Source organism: Myxococcus sp. XM-1-1-1, assembly GCF_020037095.1.
Taxonomy (GTDB): Bacteria; Myxococcota; Myxococcia; order Myxococcales; family Myxococcaceae; genus Myxococcus; species Myxococcus fulvus.
The window spans coordinates 505462-522409 of the sequence record NZ_JAIQDH010000003.1; the positions used below are offsets into that span (position 1 = coordinate 505462).

Below are 16948 nucleotides of genomic sequence, written 5' to 3' on the forward strand. Positions count from 1 at the left end.
GCTCAAGCCCGTTTCAGGGCCTGCTTCAGGAAGTCGATTGAGGCCTCGGGGGCTTCCTCGTGGGGCCAGTGGCCCGCGTCGGGGAGCGTGTCCACGGTGGCGTGAGGCCAGGCCTTCCGGAACCGCTCCAGGACCACGGGCGGGAAGGCGGCGTCGCGCAGGCCCCAGATGAAGTGGATGGGCGTCTTCGCGAACCGCTCACGCCGCTCCCAGAGGGACTGGAAGAAGGGCGTGGAGGCGCTGAGGCTCTTGGCGAGGGCCCAGAGCACGCGCTCGCGTGAGTCGGCGTCCGGGAACGCGGAGGTGTACTGGTTCCACACCTTCGCGGGACGCGGGCCCTTGCCCCAGGCCGACTTGGCGATGATGAAGGACAGGTTCAGGTTCCGGTACAGCCAGCGGAAGAGCCCGCCCCCTGCCATTCGCGCGCCCCGGGCGAGCGAGGGCTCGTCGATGAAGGGCCAGGCGATGGTGTTGATGAGCACCACGCGCTCGATGCGCTCCGGATGGGAGAGCGCGAAGTCGAGCGAGATGGGGCCGCCGAAGTCGTGTGCCACCAGGGTGAAGCGGGGCAGGTTCAGCGCCTCGATGAGCGCGGCGAAGCGGCGCGCGTGGGCCTCGGGCGAGTAGTCCGCGTCCGGAGGTCGGGGCGACAGGCCGAAGCCCAGGTGGTCCACCGCGATGCAGCGGTGCGTGGCGGAGAAGGCGCGGATGAGCGCGCGCCACTCGAAGGACCAGGTGGGCGTTCCGTGCACGAAGACGATGGGCGGCCCCTGGCCCACGTCCACCACGGACAGTCCTGCCACCTCACGCACGCTGAAGGGAAACGCCTCTCGGTCGACCCATGCGGGAACTTGCATGGCAGATAGTCAATGGTTCTGACCAATAAAGTCAAGTACACTTGACTGGATGAAGAGGAAGGACGCGCTCGAGGACGTGAAGAAGCTTCAGGCCAGCAGCCTGGGTTACGTGCTCATCCGATGTGGGCAGTTGTTCAACGAGTTGGGGATGCAGGCGGTCAACAGCGAGGCCGGCTATCCCATGATGCGCGAGGTGCACGCGCGCATCCTCCCGTACCTGGAGAATCCGGACGGCGTGCGAATCACCGAACTCGCGCGCAGCCTGGGGGTGACGAAGCAGGCGGTGCAGCCCGTCATCGCGGAGCTCGCGGAGTTCGGCGCAGTGCGGATTGAACCGGACCCTGATGACGCCCGCGCGAGGCGGGTCCTCCTGACGGAGAAGGGCATCGCGGCCATGCGGCACGGGACGACGAAGCTGGTGGAGATCGACCGGCGCGTGGCGAAGCGCCTGGGCGCGGAGGAGACGCGGGAGCTGCACGGGCTGTTGACCCGGCTGCTCGAGGTGCTCAAGGCGCAGGATTGAGGCGCGTGGCATGCTCCTCGTGAATGGGGGCCGTGATGCTTGGCGGCGGCGAACGAGAGGGCCTCGTTGCCGACGTCGGTGGCGCGGACCCGCTGGGCCAGTCTCGGCGTCGGGATGCGCGCACGGAGCCGACAGCCGCGCCTCGTCAGGCGATGTGAGGGCGCGCAGCCGGGCTTCGGTGGCGCGAGCCTCGCCAGTGAAGCCGGTGGGTGCCCTCCGGAGGTTGCTGGCTACAGCTCTTCGTCGCTGACGACGGTGATGTCCTCGGCGCGAAGCAGGGCCGTGGTGATGCCTTCTCCCGAGCGCAGCACTCCGGACTCGTAGACGCGCTGGCTCCCGCAGGAGGGGCTCTTCTCCTTGAGCAGCGCGACCGTCACGTCGAAGCGTCGCGCGGCCTCGAGCGCGAGCTGGGCTCCCCGCTGGAAGTCCTCGGTGCGGTCCGTTCGCGCCTCGCGTTCCACCGCGCGAGCCTGTCCCGCCCAGACGTCGACGCCCGTGCCGCCTCGCAGGTCGACGGGAGGACGAGGGATGGGGAGCCCCGAGGCGACCTCGGGACAGATGGGCACGACCGCCTTGCCCTCGAGGGCCGCGAGCACTCGCTCCGAGCGCTGCGAGCGGCCGTCGTAGCGGCACGCTTCGCCCAGGAGGCACGCGCTCACCAGCACCACGGGGGCCTCGCGAAGGGCCGCGCGGCGCGCTTCCTGCGGCGGTATCGCGCGCGCACGTGCGTGACAACCGTCGGCGTCACCCTCCACCGAGGAGGCGAGACCCGTACCGGCCCGCGCGTCCTCACGCTTCACGTCGTCGCCCCAGGACTGCGCAGGGCCAGCTCGCCCGTGCTCGGCGCCGCCGCCACGCGGGTCCTCCCGCCGTCCAGCGTCACCTGTCCCGTCACCGCGAGCCGCACGGCCAACGGATACAGCCGATGCTCCTCGACGAGGATGCGCGCGCTCAGGCTCTTCTCGTCATCCTCCGGCAGCACCGGCACCGCAGCCTGTCCGATGATGGGCCCCGTGTCCGTGCCCGCGTCCACGAAGTGCACCGTGCACCCGGCCACCTTCACGCCCCGCTCCAGCGCCTGCCGCTGCGCATGCAGCCCGGGGAACGACGGCAGCAGGGAAGGGTGGATGTTCAGCACCCTCCCGGCGAACCGCCCCAGGAAGTCCGCGCTGAGCAGCCGCATGAACCCCGCCAGGCACACCCACTGCACGCCCGCCGCGCCCAGCGCCTCGAGAATCGCCGCCTCGAACGCGGCCTTGCTCGCATGCGCCTTGTGGTCCACCACCACCGCCGGGACGCCCGCGGCCCGCGCCCGCTCCAGCGCATGGGCCGTGGGCACGTTCGACACCACGCAGGCCACCTCGGCCGGGAAGTCCTCGCGCGCGCACGCGTCGAGCAACGCCTGCAGGTTGCTCCCTCCGCCGCTGACGAGCACGCCCAGCCGGACCCGCGCTGTGCTCATGGCTCGATGACCGCCGTGGCCTCGCCCGAGCCCGCCTCCACCCGGCCCACCTCGGACGCCTCCACGCCCCGCGCGCGCAGCACCTCGAGCGCCTGCGCCACGTCCTCCTGCGCCACCACCACGATGAGGCCCAGGCCCATGTTGAACGTGCTGAACATCTCGTCGCGCGCCACGCTCCCCAGCTTCGCGATGAGGTCGAAGATGGGCGGCTTCACCCAGGACTTCTCGCTCAGCACCGCGCGCGTCCCGTCCGGCAGGCACCGGGGCAGGTTGCCCGGGATGCCGCTGCCGGTGATGTGCGCCATGCCCTTCACCTTCACCGCCTGCGTCAGCGCCAGCGCGTCCTTCACGTAGATGCGCGTGGGCTCCAGCAGCGCGTCACCCAACGAGCGGCCCAGCCCCTCGGGCGTCGCGTCCAGCGCGAGCTTCGCGTTCTCCAGCAGCACCTTGCGCGCCAGCGAGTAGCCGTTGCTGTGCAGCCCCGACGACGTCAACCCGATGAGCGCGTCTCCGGGCTTCACGCTCTTGCCGTCGATGATGGCCGAGCGCTCCACCACGCCGACACAGAAGCCCGCCAGGTCGTACTCGCCCCGCGCGTAGAAGCCCGGCATCTCCGCCGTCTCGCCGCCGAGCAGCGTGCACCCGGCCTGCTCGCAGCCCTGGGCGATTCCCTTCACCACCTCCGCCGCCGCGTCCACCTCCAGGCGGCCCGTGGCGAAGTAGTCCAGGAAGAACAGCGGCTCCGCGCCGCACGTGAGGATGTCGTTCACCGACATCGCCACCAGGTCGATGCCCACCGTGCCGTGCCGGCCCGCGGTGAAGGCCACCTTCAGCTTGGTGCCCACCCCGTCCGTGCCCGCCACCAGCACCGGCTCGCGGTACTTGCCGGGCGGCAGCGCGAACAGCCCCCCGAAGCCGCCGACTCCCGCGACGACCTCCGGACGCATCGTGCGCGCGGCGTAGGGCTTGATTCGGTCGACAAACGCGTCGCCGGCCTCGATGTCCACTCCGGAGTCTTTGTAGGTCGTTCCCACGGGCGGCCTTCTATCCACCCCCGCGCCGGTTGTCTCGGGCTCCGAAACCCCGGTGTCGGGTTTGCGGCGAGCCCGGACGCACGGTGTGTCCCACCGCTCCGTACAAAAGGTAATTTGACCAGGGGGGGAGGGGCTGATTGACTCCTCGCAGGATGGGCGCCGAGGAAACCCTCTTTCAACGTTTCGGCAAGGAATTCCCAAAGGGCACCGAACTCTTCCGTGAGGGAGAGGCGGGCCGGGAGATGTTCGTCATCCAGGCGGGCAAGGTCTCCATCTCCAAGCGCGTGCGCGACGTGGAGAAGGTCCTGGCCGTGCTGGGGCCCGGTGAGTTCTTCGGGGAGATGGCCATCATCTCCAACAAGCCGCGCAACGCGTCCGCGGTGGTCAACGAGGACGCCCGGCTGCTGGTCATCGACCCCAAGACGTTCGAGGCGATGATCCGCGGCAACGCGGAGATCGCCGTCCGGATGATCAAGAAGCTGGCCGAGCGGCTGTCGGAGGCGGACGCCCAGATCGAGAACCTGCTGCACAATGATCCGGCCAGCCGGGTGGTGCACCAGCTCATCCAGACCGCCCAGTCGCGCGGCCGCCCCTCGGATGAGGGGACGGGGACGGACATCGACTTCGTCGTCCGCGAGATGCCCCGGCAGATTGGCGTGGGCGAGCCCGCGGTGCGCAACGTGCTGGACCGGCTGGTCCGCGCGGGCCTCATCTCACGCAGTGGTGACCGAGTCACCGTGTATGACACGGCCAGACTCCACGACTTCCTCCAATACCTGGAGATGAAGTGGAAGTTCGGAGACCTCTAGCGTGAAGCTCCGCGTCCTCGGCTGCCACGGTGGCGAGCTCCCCACGTGCAAGAGCACGTGCTTCCTCGTCGATGACGTGCTGGCGCTCGATGCGGGCGCCCTGACGGGGACGCTCTCGTTGGACGAGCTGTGCCGGGTGGACCACGTGCTCGTGGGCCACAGCCACTTCGACCACGTGAAGGACCTGCCGCTGATGGCGGACCTGGTCATCGGTCGCCGGGACAAGCCCGTCACCATCCACGCCTCTCGCGAGTGTGCCAAGGCCCTGCGCGAGAACATGTTCAACAACGCCCTCTGGCCGGACTTCACCCGCATCCCGACCAAGGCCAACCCCGTCCTGCGCATCCAGACCTTCCGCGCCGGCGGCACCTTCCAGGTGGGGCCCTACACCGTGCGCAGCGTCCCGGTGAGCCACCCCGTGGAGTCCTGCGGCTTCATCATCTCCAACGGCAAGAGCACGCTCGCCATGAGCGGGGACACCGGGCCCACCGACAAGCTCTGGAAGGCCCTGAACGAGACGAAGAACCTCAAGGCCCTCCTCCTGGAGACCTCCTTCCCCAACGCCCTCCAGTCGCTGGCCGACATCTCCGGCCACCTGACGCCCCACACCCTGGGGCTGGAGCTGCGCAAGTTCGAGCGCAACGGGGCCTCGGTGATGCTCTACCACCTCAAGCCGGCCTTCGTGGCCCAGCTCAAGAAGGAGCTGGCGAGCATGCCGGTGGAGGTGCTGGAGCTCAACGACGTGTTCGAGTTCTAGCCCGTCCCCCGGGCGGCGACGCATCGCGCCACACGGAACGGTTGACGGGCGGGGACGGGCGGATTAACCCCCGCCGTTCTCATGGCCTGGTTTTCGAAGAAGCCGCGCATCGCCGTCGACACCCAGCAGCAGCCCGAGCCCGGACCGTCTCGCATGGAGGGCCTGTGGGCCAAGTGCGAGAGCTGCGACGAAATCATCTACCGGCAGGAGCTGGAGAAGAACTGGATGGTGTGTCCGCACTGCGACCACCACCACCCCTGGAACGCGCGCGCGCGGCTGGCGACGCTGTTGGATCCGGACAGCTTCGAGGAGTTCGACAAGGAGCTGGAGCCGCAGGACCCGCTCGGGTTCAGTGACTCGAAGAAGTACAAGGACCGGCTGAAGACCACGCGCAAGAGCCTGGAGGAGAACGACGCGTTCATCTCCGGTGTGGGCCGCATCGGCGGGCACCCGGTGTCCGTGGGCGCGTTCGTCTTCGAGTTCATGGGCGGCTCCATGGGCTCGGTGGTGGGCGAGAAGGTGGCGAGGACCTTCGAGCGCGCGCATGACCTGAAGTGCTCCGCGCTCATCTTCTCGGCGTCCGGCGGCGCGCGCATGCAGGAGGGCATCTTCTCGCTGATGCAGATGGCGAAGACGTCCGCGGCCATCGCCCGCTTCCGCACTGGCAACAAGCCCTACATCTCCGTGCTGCTGCACCCGACGACGGGCGGCGTGGCGGCCTCGTTCTCCTGGTTGGGGGACGTCATCCTCGCCGAGCCCAAGGCGCTCATCGGCTTCGCCGGTCCGCGCGTCATCGAGCAGACCATCCGCCAGAAGCTGCCCGAGGGCTTCCAGCGCTCGGAGTTCCTGCTGGAGCACGGGATGATCGACAACATCGTCAACCGCAAGGACCTGCGCGCCCGGCTGGGGCAGATCCTCGGCCTGCTGGGCTGAGCCCGCGCGCTCATCGGCATCCCTCATGAGCGCGCCCAGGACACCGGAGGAAGCACTCGCCTTCCTCTCGCGGCTCAACCCCTCCGGCATCAAGCTGGGGCTGGAGCGGGTGAGCGAGGCGCTCGAGGCCCTGGGCCACCCCGAGCGCCGCTATCCGGTGCTGCACGTCGCCGGCACCAACGGCAAGGGCAGCACCTGCGCCTTCGCCGCCACCGCGCTCCAGGCCGCGGGCCACCGCGTGGGCCTCTACACGTCCCCGCACCTGGTGCGCGTCAACGAGCGCATCCGCGTGGGCGGCGAGGACATCTCCGACGAGGACTTCGGCCGCGCCATCCTCGACGTGCTGGAGCGCTACCCGTCCGCCGTCGCCGAGCCGATGACGTACTTCGAGTTCGGCACCGTCGTGGCGCTGTGGCACTTCGCGCGCGTGGGCGTGGACGTCGTCGTGTTGGAGACGGGGCTGGGCGGCCGGCTGGACGCGACCACCGCCGCGCCCTCCACCGTGACGGCCATCACCCCCGTCTCGTTCGACCACATGGAATACCTGGGCAACACCCTGGCCGCGATCGCCGGCGAGAAGGCCGGAATCCTCAAGCCCGGCGTGCCTTGCGTCGTCGCCCGGCAGGCCCCCGAGGCGCTGGAGGCCATCGAGGCCCGCGCGCGGGTGCTCGGCGTGCCCCTCGTCGTGGAGGGGCGGGACTTCGAGGCGCGGCGGCAGCCTGACGGGAGCCTCACGTACCAGGGCGTGGCGTGGCGGCTGGAGCGGCTGCGTGTGTCGCTTCGAGGCCCCCATCAGGTCCAGAACGCGGCGGTGGCGCTGGCCTGCCTGGAGAGCCTGTCCTCGCGTGGCGTGGCGGTCTCGAGCGAGGAGGCGAAGGCGGGGCTCGGCTCGGCGCGCTGGCCTGGACGGCTGGAGGAGGTGGGCGAGCGACCGGTCGTGCTCCTGGATGGCGCTCACAACCCGGCGGGGGTGGAGGTGCTGCTCGCGTCCCTGCGCGCGCTGTACACGGGGCGCCCGGTCCACTGTGTCTTCGGCGTGGTGGCGGACAAGGACCGGGGGCCGATGATGCGGGCCCTCTTCCCCGCGTGTGCCTCCGTGCAGCTGACGCCCCTGGAGACGTCCCGCTCGCTTCCACCCACGGCCTATCTCGACGAGGCGCGCGCCCTGGTGCCGGACGTCACCGCCTGGCCGGACGTGGACGCGGCGCTCGCGGAGGCCCGGCGGCGCGCGGGCCCGGAGGGACTGGTGCTGTGCACCGGCTCGCTGTTCCTGGTGGGCATGGTGCGGGCGCGACTGGGGACTCCCTGAGGGGTCGGCTCGCGCCACCTTCCCGACAGGGACCTGGGGCAGCGGGGCAGGGCGCGCCGAGGCCCGCCTGCAGCGGGTGACCTTCCAGGATGGGCCTTGCGTCCAGGACGGGCAAGACACACGGGCCGAGGGGGAATCCTTGGCGCGTTGCATCAGCCGCCGTAGATTCAAGGCATGCGCCTGCCGGACTGGAGAGCCGCGACCACCACGGGACCCGCCATCCCGTCCATCGACGAAGTCGACTTCCGGGCGCTTTACACGAAGACGAAGTACGTGGTGGAGACGGCGGACGGCTGGTCGCTGGTCATCACGCGCTACCGTCCGGTGAAGCAACCGTTCGCCCAGCCGCTGTTCGGCGAGCCGCTGCTGCTGGTGCATGGCTTCTCGCAGAACCGTCACACGTGGACGAGCGGCCAGTTCGTCAAGAACCTGCTCTTCTTCGGCGTGGACATCCACATCCTGGAGCTGCGCGGCCACGGCAAGAGCTCCATCGCCTTCCAGAAGGAGCGCGCCGAGCGCTTCAAGCGCCCGCTGCCGCCGGACCTGGACTACGGCTGGGACCTGGACAGCTATTTCCTCTACGACCTGCCGGCCGCCGTGTCGGGCGTCAAGCGCATCACCCGCCGCGAGCGCATCTTCTACTGCGGCCACTCCATGGGCGGGATGCTGGGCTACGGCTACACGGGCATCCACGACGACTTCGAGGGCCTCATCACCATCGGCTCGCCCGCGGACCTGGGGCGGGGCTTCATGGCGCTGCGCATGCTCGCGCACGGCGCGCCCATGCTCGCGGGGATGATCGACATGACGCTCGCGGGGGTGAACCTGGGCGGGGACGTCAACGGCCTGGGCAAGAAGCTCCTGTCGCGCGGCGTGGGCGCGTTCAACGCGAAGCTGGGCCGCAAGCTGGTGCCGGAGGAGCGCCGCAAGCTGCGCTTCGACGCGGTGCCCGTGGACCTCATCCTCAAGTTCGTCGAGCGGCAGATTGGCAAGGCGGAGGACTCGCCGCTGTATCAACAGCTCACCACGCGGCTCAACCGGCTCATCAACCCGGAGCGCGTGGGCGCCGACGACATCCGGTGGCTCCTGCGCGAGGGTGGCGAGCGCGAGCCTCGCAAGGTCATCGAGCAGTTCGCCCGCTGGATCCGCCGCGGGGAGATGGTCTGCTACCGCACCGGCTACGACTTCAAGCGCGGCTTCGAGAAGATCCACATCCCCATGGCCATCATCTTCGGGGACATGGATCCGCTCGCCTCGGTGGAGTCCACCCGGAGCGTGTATCGCGCGGCCAAGAGCGAGTACCTGCTCTGGCGGCCGGTCAAGGGCAACAGCCACATCGAGCTGACGATGGGGCACGACATCCGGCAGATCTGCTACGACATCAAGAACCTCATCGAGTACGCGCGCACGCACCGCAACCGCGCGCCGTCCCTGCCTCGCCTGCGCTAGCCCTTCGCGCGGCGGTGTGGCTGGAAAGTTGGAGGGTGATGGGCGCGTGCTAGCATCCGAGCCCACTGTCAACGTGAAGGGGAGTGGTCGATGAAGGCCTCAGCGGTGTGGCTGCTCGGTGTGGTGCTCGTGCCTTGCATGGCGCTCGCGCAGGCTCCGGCGGCGAACCTGAACACCATCACCAGCGTGCAGGTGAATGGCGGGACGGTGACCATCTCCGGCTCGAAGAAGGCGAACTTCACCACCTTCACGATGACCGACCCGCCCCGGCTCGTCATCGACATCGCGGAGGCCGTCTTCAACGGCGTCCCCGAGGAGACGCAGGTGGGCAATGGCACGGTGACGGGCATCCGCACCGCCAGCTACGGCTCGGATGACTCCGCCATCGCCCGCGTGCTCATCGGCTTCGAGCGCGAGGTGGAGACCGACATCCAGGCCACCGACAGCCAGCTCGTCATCAAGGTCGTCGGAGGCGCGGGTCAGGCCGTGGCCCAGGCCGCGCCCACCCAGCCCGCCACGGATGGCTCCGCCGCCGAGGCCGCCGCTCGCGCCGAGGCCGAGCGCCAGGCCCAGGAGAAGGCCGCCGCCGAGGCCTCCGCTCGCGCCGAGGCCGAGCGCCAGGCCCAGGAGAAGGCCGCCGCCGAGGCCACGGCCCGCGCCCAGCAGGACGCCGACGCCGAGCGCCAGCGCCAGCAGGAGGCCGAGGCCCGCGCCGCGGCCCAGCGCGAGGAGGAGCAGCGCGCCGCCCAGGCCGCCGCCGACGACAGGAAGCGCCAGGAGGCCGAGGCCCAGGCCTCCGCGAAGGCCGCCGCCGACGACAGGAAGCGCCAGGAGGAGGAGGCCCGTGCCGCCGCCGAGGCCGCCGCCGATGAGCGCCGCGCCACCGCCCAGGCCGCCGCCGACGAGAAGAAGCGTCAACAAGAGGACGCTCGCGCCGCAGCGAAGACGGCCGCCGAGGAGAAGCGCGCCGCCGCCCAGGCCGCCAAGGAGGAGGCCGCCGAGGCCCGCCGTCAGCGCGAGGAGGAGGCCCGCGCCGAGCGTGAGCGCCGCCAGCAGGAGCGCGTCGCCATGGCCCAGCCCCGGGAGCGCCGCGAGGTGTCGAGCGGCGGTTCGGCCGAGGTGTCCTCGCGTCGCAAGACGATGACGCTGGTGGGCTTCCAGCAGCAGGGTGGGGTGTCGCGCGTCTTCATCCGGACCAACGAGCCGGTGCGCTACAGCGTGAGCGAGACGGGCAACGCGGTGGTGCTGGAGCTGGAGAACAGCCGCATCGACCTGAGCAACAACACCCGGCCGCTGGACACGTCCTACTTCAACTCGCCCGTCACCCGGGTGGACGCGGACGCGGAAGGCCGCAACGTGCGCGTCACCGTGCAGCTGCGGCAGCAGGCCCCGGTGCAGGCTCAGCAGGACGGGAACGTCATTTCGTTGGATTTTCAGCGCACCGCTCGGTGATAAGGGCCCCCGCGCGGCCGTGGCGCGGCATACCTTGCACCCCTGAATGAGCCTCCTCGTTCCGCTCGCCGCCGCGCTGCTGGTCTCCTCGGCGCAGATTCCGCTCGCCACCCAGGTCCAGCTCCCCTCCGGCGAGACGGTGGAGCTGGCCGCCGACTTCCTCACCTACGAGGCCGACAAGCAGGTCCTCACCGCGCGCGGCCACTGCGAGCTGCGCACCGGCGAGATGCTGCTGCGCTCGGACGAGGTGACCTACGACGAGGCGAACCAGGTGGCCACCGCCACCGGCAACGTCATGTTCGTGGGCCCCGGCGGCATGGCGGCCGTCGCGGATGACGTCAGGGTGGACATCCGCTCCTTCGAGGCCACGCTCCAGGGCGGCCTCTTCATGCAGAAGAAGGGCGTCACCCAGGAGGCGATGCTCGCGGCGAAGACGCCCGAGGAGCTGCGCTCCATGGGCGAGACGCCCATCATCCTCAGCGGCACCCGCATCCGCCGTACCGGGCCCAACGCCTTCACCGTGGACGACCTGGCCTTCACCCCGTGCGAGTGCGGCCCGGGGGAGCCCACCTGGCGCATGGAGGCCCGGTCCGCCAACGTCATCCTCGGCGAGCGCGCCACCCTGTCGTGGCCCGTGGTGTACGTGGAGTCCGTCCCCATCTTCGCGCTGCCCTGGGTGTACCTGCCCCTGGCCGAGCGCCGCACGGGCTTCCTCATCCCCAACCCGAACTTCTCGGGGCAGAGCGGCTTCAGCCTCGAGCAGCCGTTCTTCCTCACGTTGGGGCGCAGCTACGACATGACCTTCACCCCGGGCTACTTCTTCGGCTCGTCGGACCAGACGGTGCTGCGGGGGCCGGAGGGCGCCAGGTTCGAAACCAAGGAGCCTCGGCTGTTTGGCGTGAAGGGCCCGCGGTTGCGCACGGAGTTCCGTTATGTGCCCAGCGAGACGGCCCGAGGCCGGGTGTCGCTCGGCGTGCTGCACGACTCCCGCCCTCTGCGAGACCCTCGGACTGGTGACTTCTACCTGTACCCAGAAGGAGCGCCCGACGCCTATACCTACGTCGACGTGCCCCGGGGCTGGCGCGGCGAGGCGTCCTGGCAGCACTTCCAGGACCTGGGCTCCGGTTGGTACGACCGGGTGGACGCGTCGTTCGTGTCGGACGGCAACTACACGCGCGACCTCACCGCCGACGTCATCCTCCAGGGCCTCGACTACCTGCGCAGCACCGCCACCGTGTTCCGCCGCCAGGAGGACTCGTACGCGGGTCTGGATGTGTCCCTGCGCCAGGACATCCGCTGGCCCTATCGCTTCTTCCAGGACAACCGCGTGCCGTCCCAGGTGGACCCGCTGCGGCCGGACCTGCCCTCGCCGGTGACCTTCCAGCGCCTGCCCGGCGTCGTCTACGCGCTGCCGGAGCGCCCCCTGTTCGGCGGCATCGTCGGAGGGCTGCGCGCCGAGTTCACCCGCCTGGCCCCCATGACGGGCGGGTTCGGGGACGAGGGCGTCGACGGCATCTTCCGCCGCGATGGCATCTACCTCCCGCTGGGCTACCACTACACGGACCCGACGTACCCGGTGGACCCGGGGCAGGGCAACGGCCTCTTCGACACACGAGACCGCGAGGCGAGAGATCGCATCGACCTCACCTCCCGGCTCGCCACGTCCATCCCCCTGGGCGACGTGGCGCGGGTGACGCCGTCGCTGGGCGTGCGCCAGGACGTCTGGGCCGGCGAGTACTCGGGCAGGACGTGGCAGCGCGGCTACCCCATCGCGGGCCTGCTCGTGGACACCCAGCTCACGCGCACGTGGGACGGGGAGAAGAACCGCTACCGGCACTCCTTCGCGCCCTCGCTGGAGCTGCGCTACGTGCCGGGCGGCTGGGGCCACGTGCCGTCCGCGGGCGCGCAGCGGGGGCCTGGGTTCGCCCAGCCCTACGACGAGGTCGACGCCGCCGTGCCCCTGGACCTGGATGGCCGCACGCGGGGCTTCCTCCAGGGCGTCTTCGCCGTGGACCAGACGCTGCGCGTCAAGGTGGGCAACGCTTACCGCGAGCCGCTGCGGCTGCGCATCGGCCAGGGGTTCGACCTGACGCGTTACGCACCCGCCGCGAACAAGCTCGGAGATCCCGAGCCGGTCCTCCGTGACACCTTCGCGCGCCTGACGACGAGCCTGGGAATGCTCACCGCCGGTGGGATGGTTCGCTTCGACCCCAACTCGGGGCGCGTCACCCAGATCACCGGCGACTTCAACATCGACAACGGCAAGGGCCAGGCGCTCTACGCGCGCTACGACGACATCCTCACCACCGCCCAGGCGGCCATCGACCGGGGTGAAATCCCCAACGCCCTGGGCCCGGATTCCATCCGCCGCCCCCTGGATGCCCTGGTAGGCAGCGTATCCCGAGAAACGCCCGGCCTCCCCACGGCCGAGCGGGCCCAGGCTCTCATCGCGGGTACGCGTTTGACGCTCGGATTTGGCCTCGGGGTGCGGTACGAAGCCCTGGTGCAGCCCCTCTACCAGGATCCAACAAACCAAGAGGCGTTGAAGCCCTTCGCCCAGCAGACACTGGGCGTGTCATATGGGCCAGCGTGTAATTGCTGGCGCATTGAAGGGGTGGTGACCCTCAGACGTGATATCGGACTGGAATTTTCCGGTGTGAATTTCAGCGTCACTGGGTTGGGATCGTTCGGTTCGGGCGGCTAGGAATCACCGAAGGTGAATGGTGGTTCCACAACCCCCAAGCAGCCAGGAGAAGTATTTCGTGTCGGACCTCGGAAAACGAATCGGCCAGCGCATCCGCGAGCTTCGTACGCAGAGGCCGGAGCGGTGGACGCAGGAAGAGCTCGCGGAGCGGGCTCAGATCAGCGTCTCCTTCCTTTCCATGATCGAACGCGGCGAGCGTGTCCCTCATGTGGAGACCCTCGCCGCCCTGGCCAACGCCCTTGGCGTCAGCCTGGGAGAGTTGTTCACGGGAACGGAGCAGACCCTTGCCCAGACGGAGGACCTGCTGCGTCCCCTGTCTGACTTCGCGCGCGCCCGGGGCCTCACCGCACGGGACGTGGACCGCCTGCTCGGGGTCGCCCGGGTGATGTTCAGCGGCACCATCGCCTGAATCCCACCCCTCGGGGTCCCTGGCCGGACGCAAGGGGCCCCTCGGTCCTCCTGTCCTGTCCTTGACTGGACGGTAGGTAGACCGGGAAGATGGCGGAAATGCGCTGTGCGCCGCGTGCGCACAGCGTGCTTCCTTCTTCGTCCAAGGAGTCTTCGCTGATGCGTCCGGGTCTTGCCTCGTGGATGGCCCTCACGAGCATGGTGTTGTTGGCGTGTTCCTCGCCAGCTCCCGCCACGCTTGAATTCGTGGATCAGAATCCGGCCAGGCCGCGTCTGGGTGAGATCACCACCCTGCGTTTCCGGGCGGTGGACTCGCGTGGCATGCCGCAGGCCGGCACGCAGGTGCGGTTCTCACTGCAGTCCGAGGTGCCGGGGGTCCAACTGTCGCCGGCCGAGGGGACGACCAACCCCGGGGACGGCATCGTGTCCATGCAGGTGACGGCCACGGGAGGCCGTGTCACCTCCGTGGTGGTGGTCGCCTCGGCGGGTGAGGGAGCGGAGGCCAAGTCGGTCATCTCTCCGGTCATCAGCTTCGCCGGCACCAACTCGAGCTCCCGCCAGCTCACCTTCCAGTGTGGTTCGTGGTCCGGTGAGGCCTCCGGTCTGCACCACGCCATCGGCGCGTGGGACGAGGCCCGCTCGCTCATCGCCGGCGTGAAGGTGAACTGCATCGCCCACGTGGGTGATCGCAACGGCGACGGCATCGAGGGCGCCCAGGTGTCCTTCCTGACGGAGGCCGGCACCATCGGCCCCACCGCCACCTCCCTGACGGACGTCGTGGGCAACGCGCAGGTGCTCTACAAGACCTCGCTGCCCCTGCCGCAGGACGTGGACCCGGGTGAGTTCACCTGGAACCCCACCAACGACGCCACCCACACGGGTGAGTACCTGGCGCCGCTGTGGATGCAGCCCTTCCTGTGGGAGCAGAACCCGCTGGCCGCGCACGGCACCCCGGCGCAGCCGCAGTCGAACCGGCCGGAGCCCCAGCGCGCCGACCCCATCCGCCCCAACAAGATCAACAACCCGCGCGACAACCTGGTCTCGCTCATCGCGGTCACCTCCGGTGAGGAGGCCTTCAGCGACGACAACAACAACGGCCAGTGGGACACGGGCGAGGCCTTCGTGGACCTGACCGAGCCCTTCGTCGACAACAACGACAACGGCACCTGGGACGCGGGCGAGCGCTTCGTCGACACCAACGGCAACGGCCGCTGGGATGGCAAGAACGGCGTCCACGACACCAGCACGCTCATCTGGGTGCAGGAGCGCATCCTCTGGACGGGCGTGCCGCACACGCTGGACCGCCCGGACACGGTGCGTCAGATCTCCCCGCCGCCTCCGGCCACCAACGTCGCCATCGACCACTTCGGCTCGGCCAGCGCCACGTTCCTGGTCGCGGACCCGTGGTTCAACATGATCGCCCAGAACTCGCAGGGCGACGGCTGCAACTCCGGCGCGGAGGGCCCGATTGAAATCGAGCCGGCCATCACCGGCGCCATCCCGCTGACGTACCCGTCGTACGCCGTCGTGCGCTACCTCATCAAGGACAAGCACGACGTCTCCCAGGAGCCGCCGCCGCCGCCCTTCAGCCAGCCCATCCCCTGGAAGTCGGACGCGGTCTGCACGTACACGGCCGCCCAGTTGGACGGCCACAAGGTCCAGGTCGTCGCCCCCACGGTGACGGGCACGGTGCTCTAGGACGCGGTTGACGCGGGCTCCCGGTGAAGTACCCATTGACCCCGGGAGCCCACGTCCGTAGGGTCCACCTCGGCTGATTGAAGAATCAACCGGCCGGTGGAGGACGTCGTGGGCCAGAGCAAGTCGGCGGCGGACAACGGCAACCGCGAGAGCGAACGCCGCCGGACCATCCTGCGGGCGGCCATCGATGTGTTCGCCCGCAAGGGCTATCACGGGTGCCGCATCGCGGACGTGGCCAAGGAGGCCGGCGTCGCCTACGGCCTCGTGTACCACTACTTCAAGAACAAGGATGAGCTGCTGGAGACCGTGTTCGACACGGGCTGGAGCGGCTTCGTCACGCGCGTGCGCGCGGTGGTGGAGGGCGAGGGGGCGCTGGCGCAGAAGGTGCGCGGCGTGGTGGACGTGGCCTTCGAGGCGTACCGGGTGGACCCGCGCGCGGTGAAGGTCCTCATCCTGGAGATTGCCCGCAGCCCCGCGGGCTCCCGCATCAACCGGCAGACGGCCTTCGTGGACGCCATCCGCCTGTCCTCGGAGCTGTTCACCCGGGCGAAGGAGGCGGGGGAGCTGCGCTCGGACACGGACCCGCTGCTGTCGTCCGCGCTGCTCTTCGGCGCCATCGAGATGGGGCTGACGGCCTTCGTCACGGGGCTGGCCGACGCGCGCGACACCCAGGCTTTGGAGCGCGCGAAGGCGCAGATCGCCGAAACCTTCCTTCACGGCGTCCTGGCCGACGCGTCGCCAGGCGCGGAGTCCCCTGCATGGAAGCCGGAGAAGTCGTCGGAGAAGTCCGCTACGAAGTCCAAGGTCCCCAAGCGCACCTGACCATCGACCGGCCCCGGGCGCGCAATGCCCTGTCGCCCACGGTGGTGAAGGCGCTGATGGACGGACTGGACCGCGCGGACGCGGATCCCGCCGTGCGCGTGGTGGTGCTCACCGGCGCGGGCGAGAAGGTCTTCTGCGCGGGCGGGGATCTGGGGCAGATGGCCGGCGACGGCGGCTTCCTTGCCACGCACGATGGCCGCCGCTCCTACGGGAAGCTGCTGGCCCGGTTCCAGGAGGCGCGCAAGCCCACCGTGGCGCGCGTCAACGGGCACGCGCTGGCGGGCGGCCTGGGGCTGGTGCTCGCGTGTGACCTCGCCGTGGCGGTGGAGGGCGCGGACTTCGGCACGCCCGAGATCGACGTGGGCCTGTTCCCGATGATGATGATGGCGCTCCTGCAGCGTCACGTGGGCCGCAAGCGCGCGCTGGAGCTGGTGCTGACGGGGGACAAGCTGCCCGCGCGCGAGGCGCTCGCGCTGGGGCTGGTCAACCGCGTGGTGCCCGCCGCGGAGCTGGACGGCGCGGTGGCGGCGCTGGCGGGGAAGCTCGCCGGTAAGAGCCAGGCGGTGCTCGCGCTGGGGCGCCGGGCCTTCTTCACCGCGGAGGACCTGCCGCTGCCGGCCGCGCTGGAGTTCCTCGCGTCCCAGCTGTCGCTCAACGTGCTCGCGGACGACGCGGGCGAGGGCGTCTCCGCCTTCCTGGAGAAGCGCCCGCCGAAGTGGAACGACCGCTAG

At 69.9% G+C, this 16948-nt stretch carries 16 protein-coding genes; 12 read left to right on the plus strand and 4 right to left on the minus strand.

Annotated elements, in window-relative coordinates:
• Window positions 1-2: 2 nt before the first annotated feature.
• Entirely contained in the window at window positions 3-812 is an 810-nt protein-coding gene (locus K8640_RS09795) for an alpha/beta fold hydrolase (RefSeq protein WP_223746803.1), read from the minus strand.
• A 94-nt stretch (window positions 813-906) separates the two neighbouring features.
• Here K8640_RS09795 and K8640_RS09800 point away from each other — a divergent pair, with 94 nt between their 5' ends.
• Window positions 907-1380: a MarR family winged helix-turn-helix transcriptional regulator gene (locus K8640_RS09800; RefSeq protein WP_223746804.1), complete on the plus strand. Its 474-nt coding sequence runs from the start codon at window positions 907-909 to the stop codon at window positions 1378-1380.
• Between the two features lie 230 nt (window positions 1381-1610).
• On the opposite strand, the gene K8640_RS09805 is transcribed toward K8640_RS09800, so the two are convergent.
• Genes K8640_RS09805 through purM form a run of 3 tightly spaced genes read right to left on the minus strand, consistent with a single transcriptional unit; the run spans window position 1611 to window position 3876 of the window.
• A complete protein-coding gene (locus tag K8640_RS09805; RefSeq protein ID WP_223746805.1) occupies window positions 1611-2180 on the minus strand; it encodes a DUF523 domain-containing protein in 570 nt (189 codons plus the stop codon).
• Window positions 2177-2842 (minus strand): phosphoribosylglycinamide formyltransferase, encoded by a 666-nt coding sequence (gene purN, locus K8640_RS09810; RefSeq protein WP_223746806.1) that lies wholly within the window; start codon window positions 2840-2842, stop codon window positions 2177-2179. The genes K8640_RS09805 and purN overlap by 4 nt, the downstream gene beginning before the upstream one ends.
• On the minus strand, window positions 2839-3876 hold the full coding sequence (purM, locus tag K8640_RS09815) for a phosphoribosylformylglycinamidine cyclo-ligase (protein WP_223746807.1): 1038 nt from the start codon (window positions 3874-3876) through the stop codon (window positions 2839-2841). Before purM ends, purN begins: the two co-directional genes overlap by 4 nt.
• Before the next feature lie 152 nt (window positions 3877-4028).
• Here purM and K8640_RS09820 point away from each other — a divergent pair, with 152 nt between their 5' ends.
• The 11 genes from K8640_RS09820 (at window position 4029) to K8640_RS09870 (ending at window position 16948) form a co-directional block, all read left to right on the plus strand.
• On the plus strand, window positions 4029-4685 hold the full coding sequence (locus tag K8640_RS09820) for a Crp/Fnr family transcriptional regulator (protein WP_141329846.1): 657 nt from the start codon (window positions 4029-4031) through the stop codon (window positions 4683-4685).
• A 1-nt stretch (window position 4686) separates the two neighbouring features.
• On the plus strand, window positions 4687-5442 hold the full coding sequence (locus K8640_RS09825; RefSeq protein WP_141329826.1) for an MBL fold metallo-hydrolase: 756 nt from the start codon (window positions 4687-4689) through the stop codon (window positions 5440-5442).
• An 81-nt stretch (window positions 5443-5523) separates the two neighbouring features.
• A complete protein-coding gene (gene accD / locus K8640_RS09830; RefSeq protein WP_223746808.1) occupies window positions 5524-6375 on the plus strand; it encodes an acetyl-CoA carboxylase, carboxyltransferase subunit beta in 852 nt (283 codons plus the stop codon).
• 25 nt (window positions 6376-6400) lie between these two features.
• A complete protein-coding gene (locus K8640_RS09835) occupies window positions 6401-7684 on the plus strand; it encodes a folylpolyglutamate synthase/dihydrofolate synthase family protein (RefSeq protein ID WP_223746809.1) in 1284 nt (427 codons plus the stop codon).
• A 174-nt stretch (window positions 7685-7858) separates the two neighbouring features.
• A complete protein-coding gene (locus K8640_RS09840; RefSeq protein ID WP_141329830.1) occupies window positions 7859-9133 on the plus strand; it encodes an alpha/beta hydrolase in 1275 nt (424 codons plus the stop codon).
• A 90-nt stretch (window positions 9134-9223) separates the two neighbouring features.
• Window positions 9224-10585: an AMIN domain-containing protein gene (locus K8640_RS09845; protein WP_223746810.1), complete on the plus strand. Its 1362-nt coding sequence runs from the start codon at window positions 9224-9226 to the stop codon at window positions 10583-10585.
• A 46-nt stretch (window positions 10586-10631) separates the two neighbouring features.
• The gene (locus K8640_RS09850) at window positions 10632-13289 is read left to right on the plus strand and encodes an LPS-assembly protein LptD (protein WP_223746811.1); all 2658 of its coding nucleotides are present in this window, start codon (window positions 10632-10634) and stop codon (window positions 13287-13289) included.
• A gap of 58 nt (window positions 13290-13347) precedes the next feature.
• Window positions 13348-13698, plus strand: coding sequence for a helix-turn-helix domain-containing protein (locus K8640_RS09855; protein WP_141329836.1), 351 nt, complete (start codon window positions 13348-13350; stop codon window positions 13696-13698).
• A gap of 245 nt (window positions 13699-13943) precedes the next feature.
• The gene (locus tag K8640_RS09860; protein ID WP_223746812.1) at window positions 13944-15395 is read left to right on the plus strand and encodes a hypothetical protein; all 1452 of its coding nucleotides are present in this window, start codon (window positions 13944-13946) and stop codon (window positions 15393-15395) included.
• A 108-nt stretch (window positions 15396-15503) separates the two neighbouring features.
• Window positions 15504-16217 (plus strand): TetR/AcrR family transcriptional regulator, encoded by a 714-nt coding sequence (locus tag K8640_RS09865; RefSeq protein ID WP_223746813.1) that lies wholly within the window; start codon window positions 15504-15506, stop codon window positions 16215-16217.
• The gene (locus K8640_RS09870; RefSeq protein WP_141329842.1) at window positions 16154-16948 is read left to right on the plus strand and encodes an enoyl-CoA hydratase/isomerase family protein; all 795 of its coding nucleotides are present in this window, start codon (window positions 16154-16156) and stop codon (window positions 16946-16948) included. The genes K8640_RS09865 and K8640_RS09870 overlap by 64 nt, the downstream gene beginning before the upstream one ends.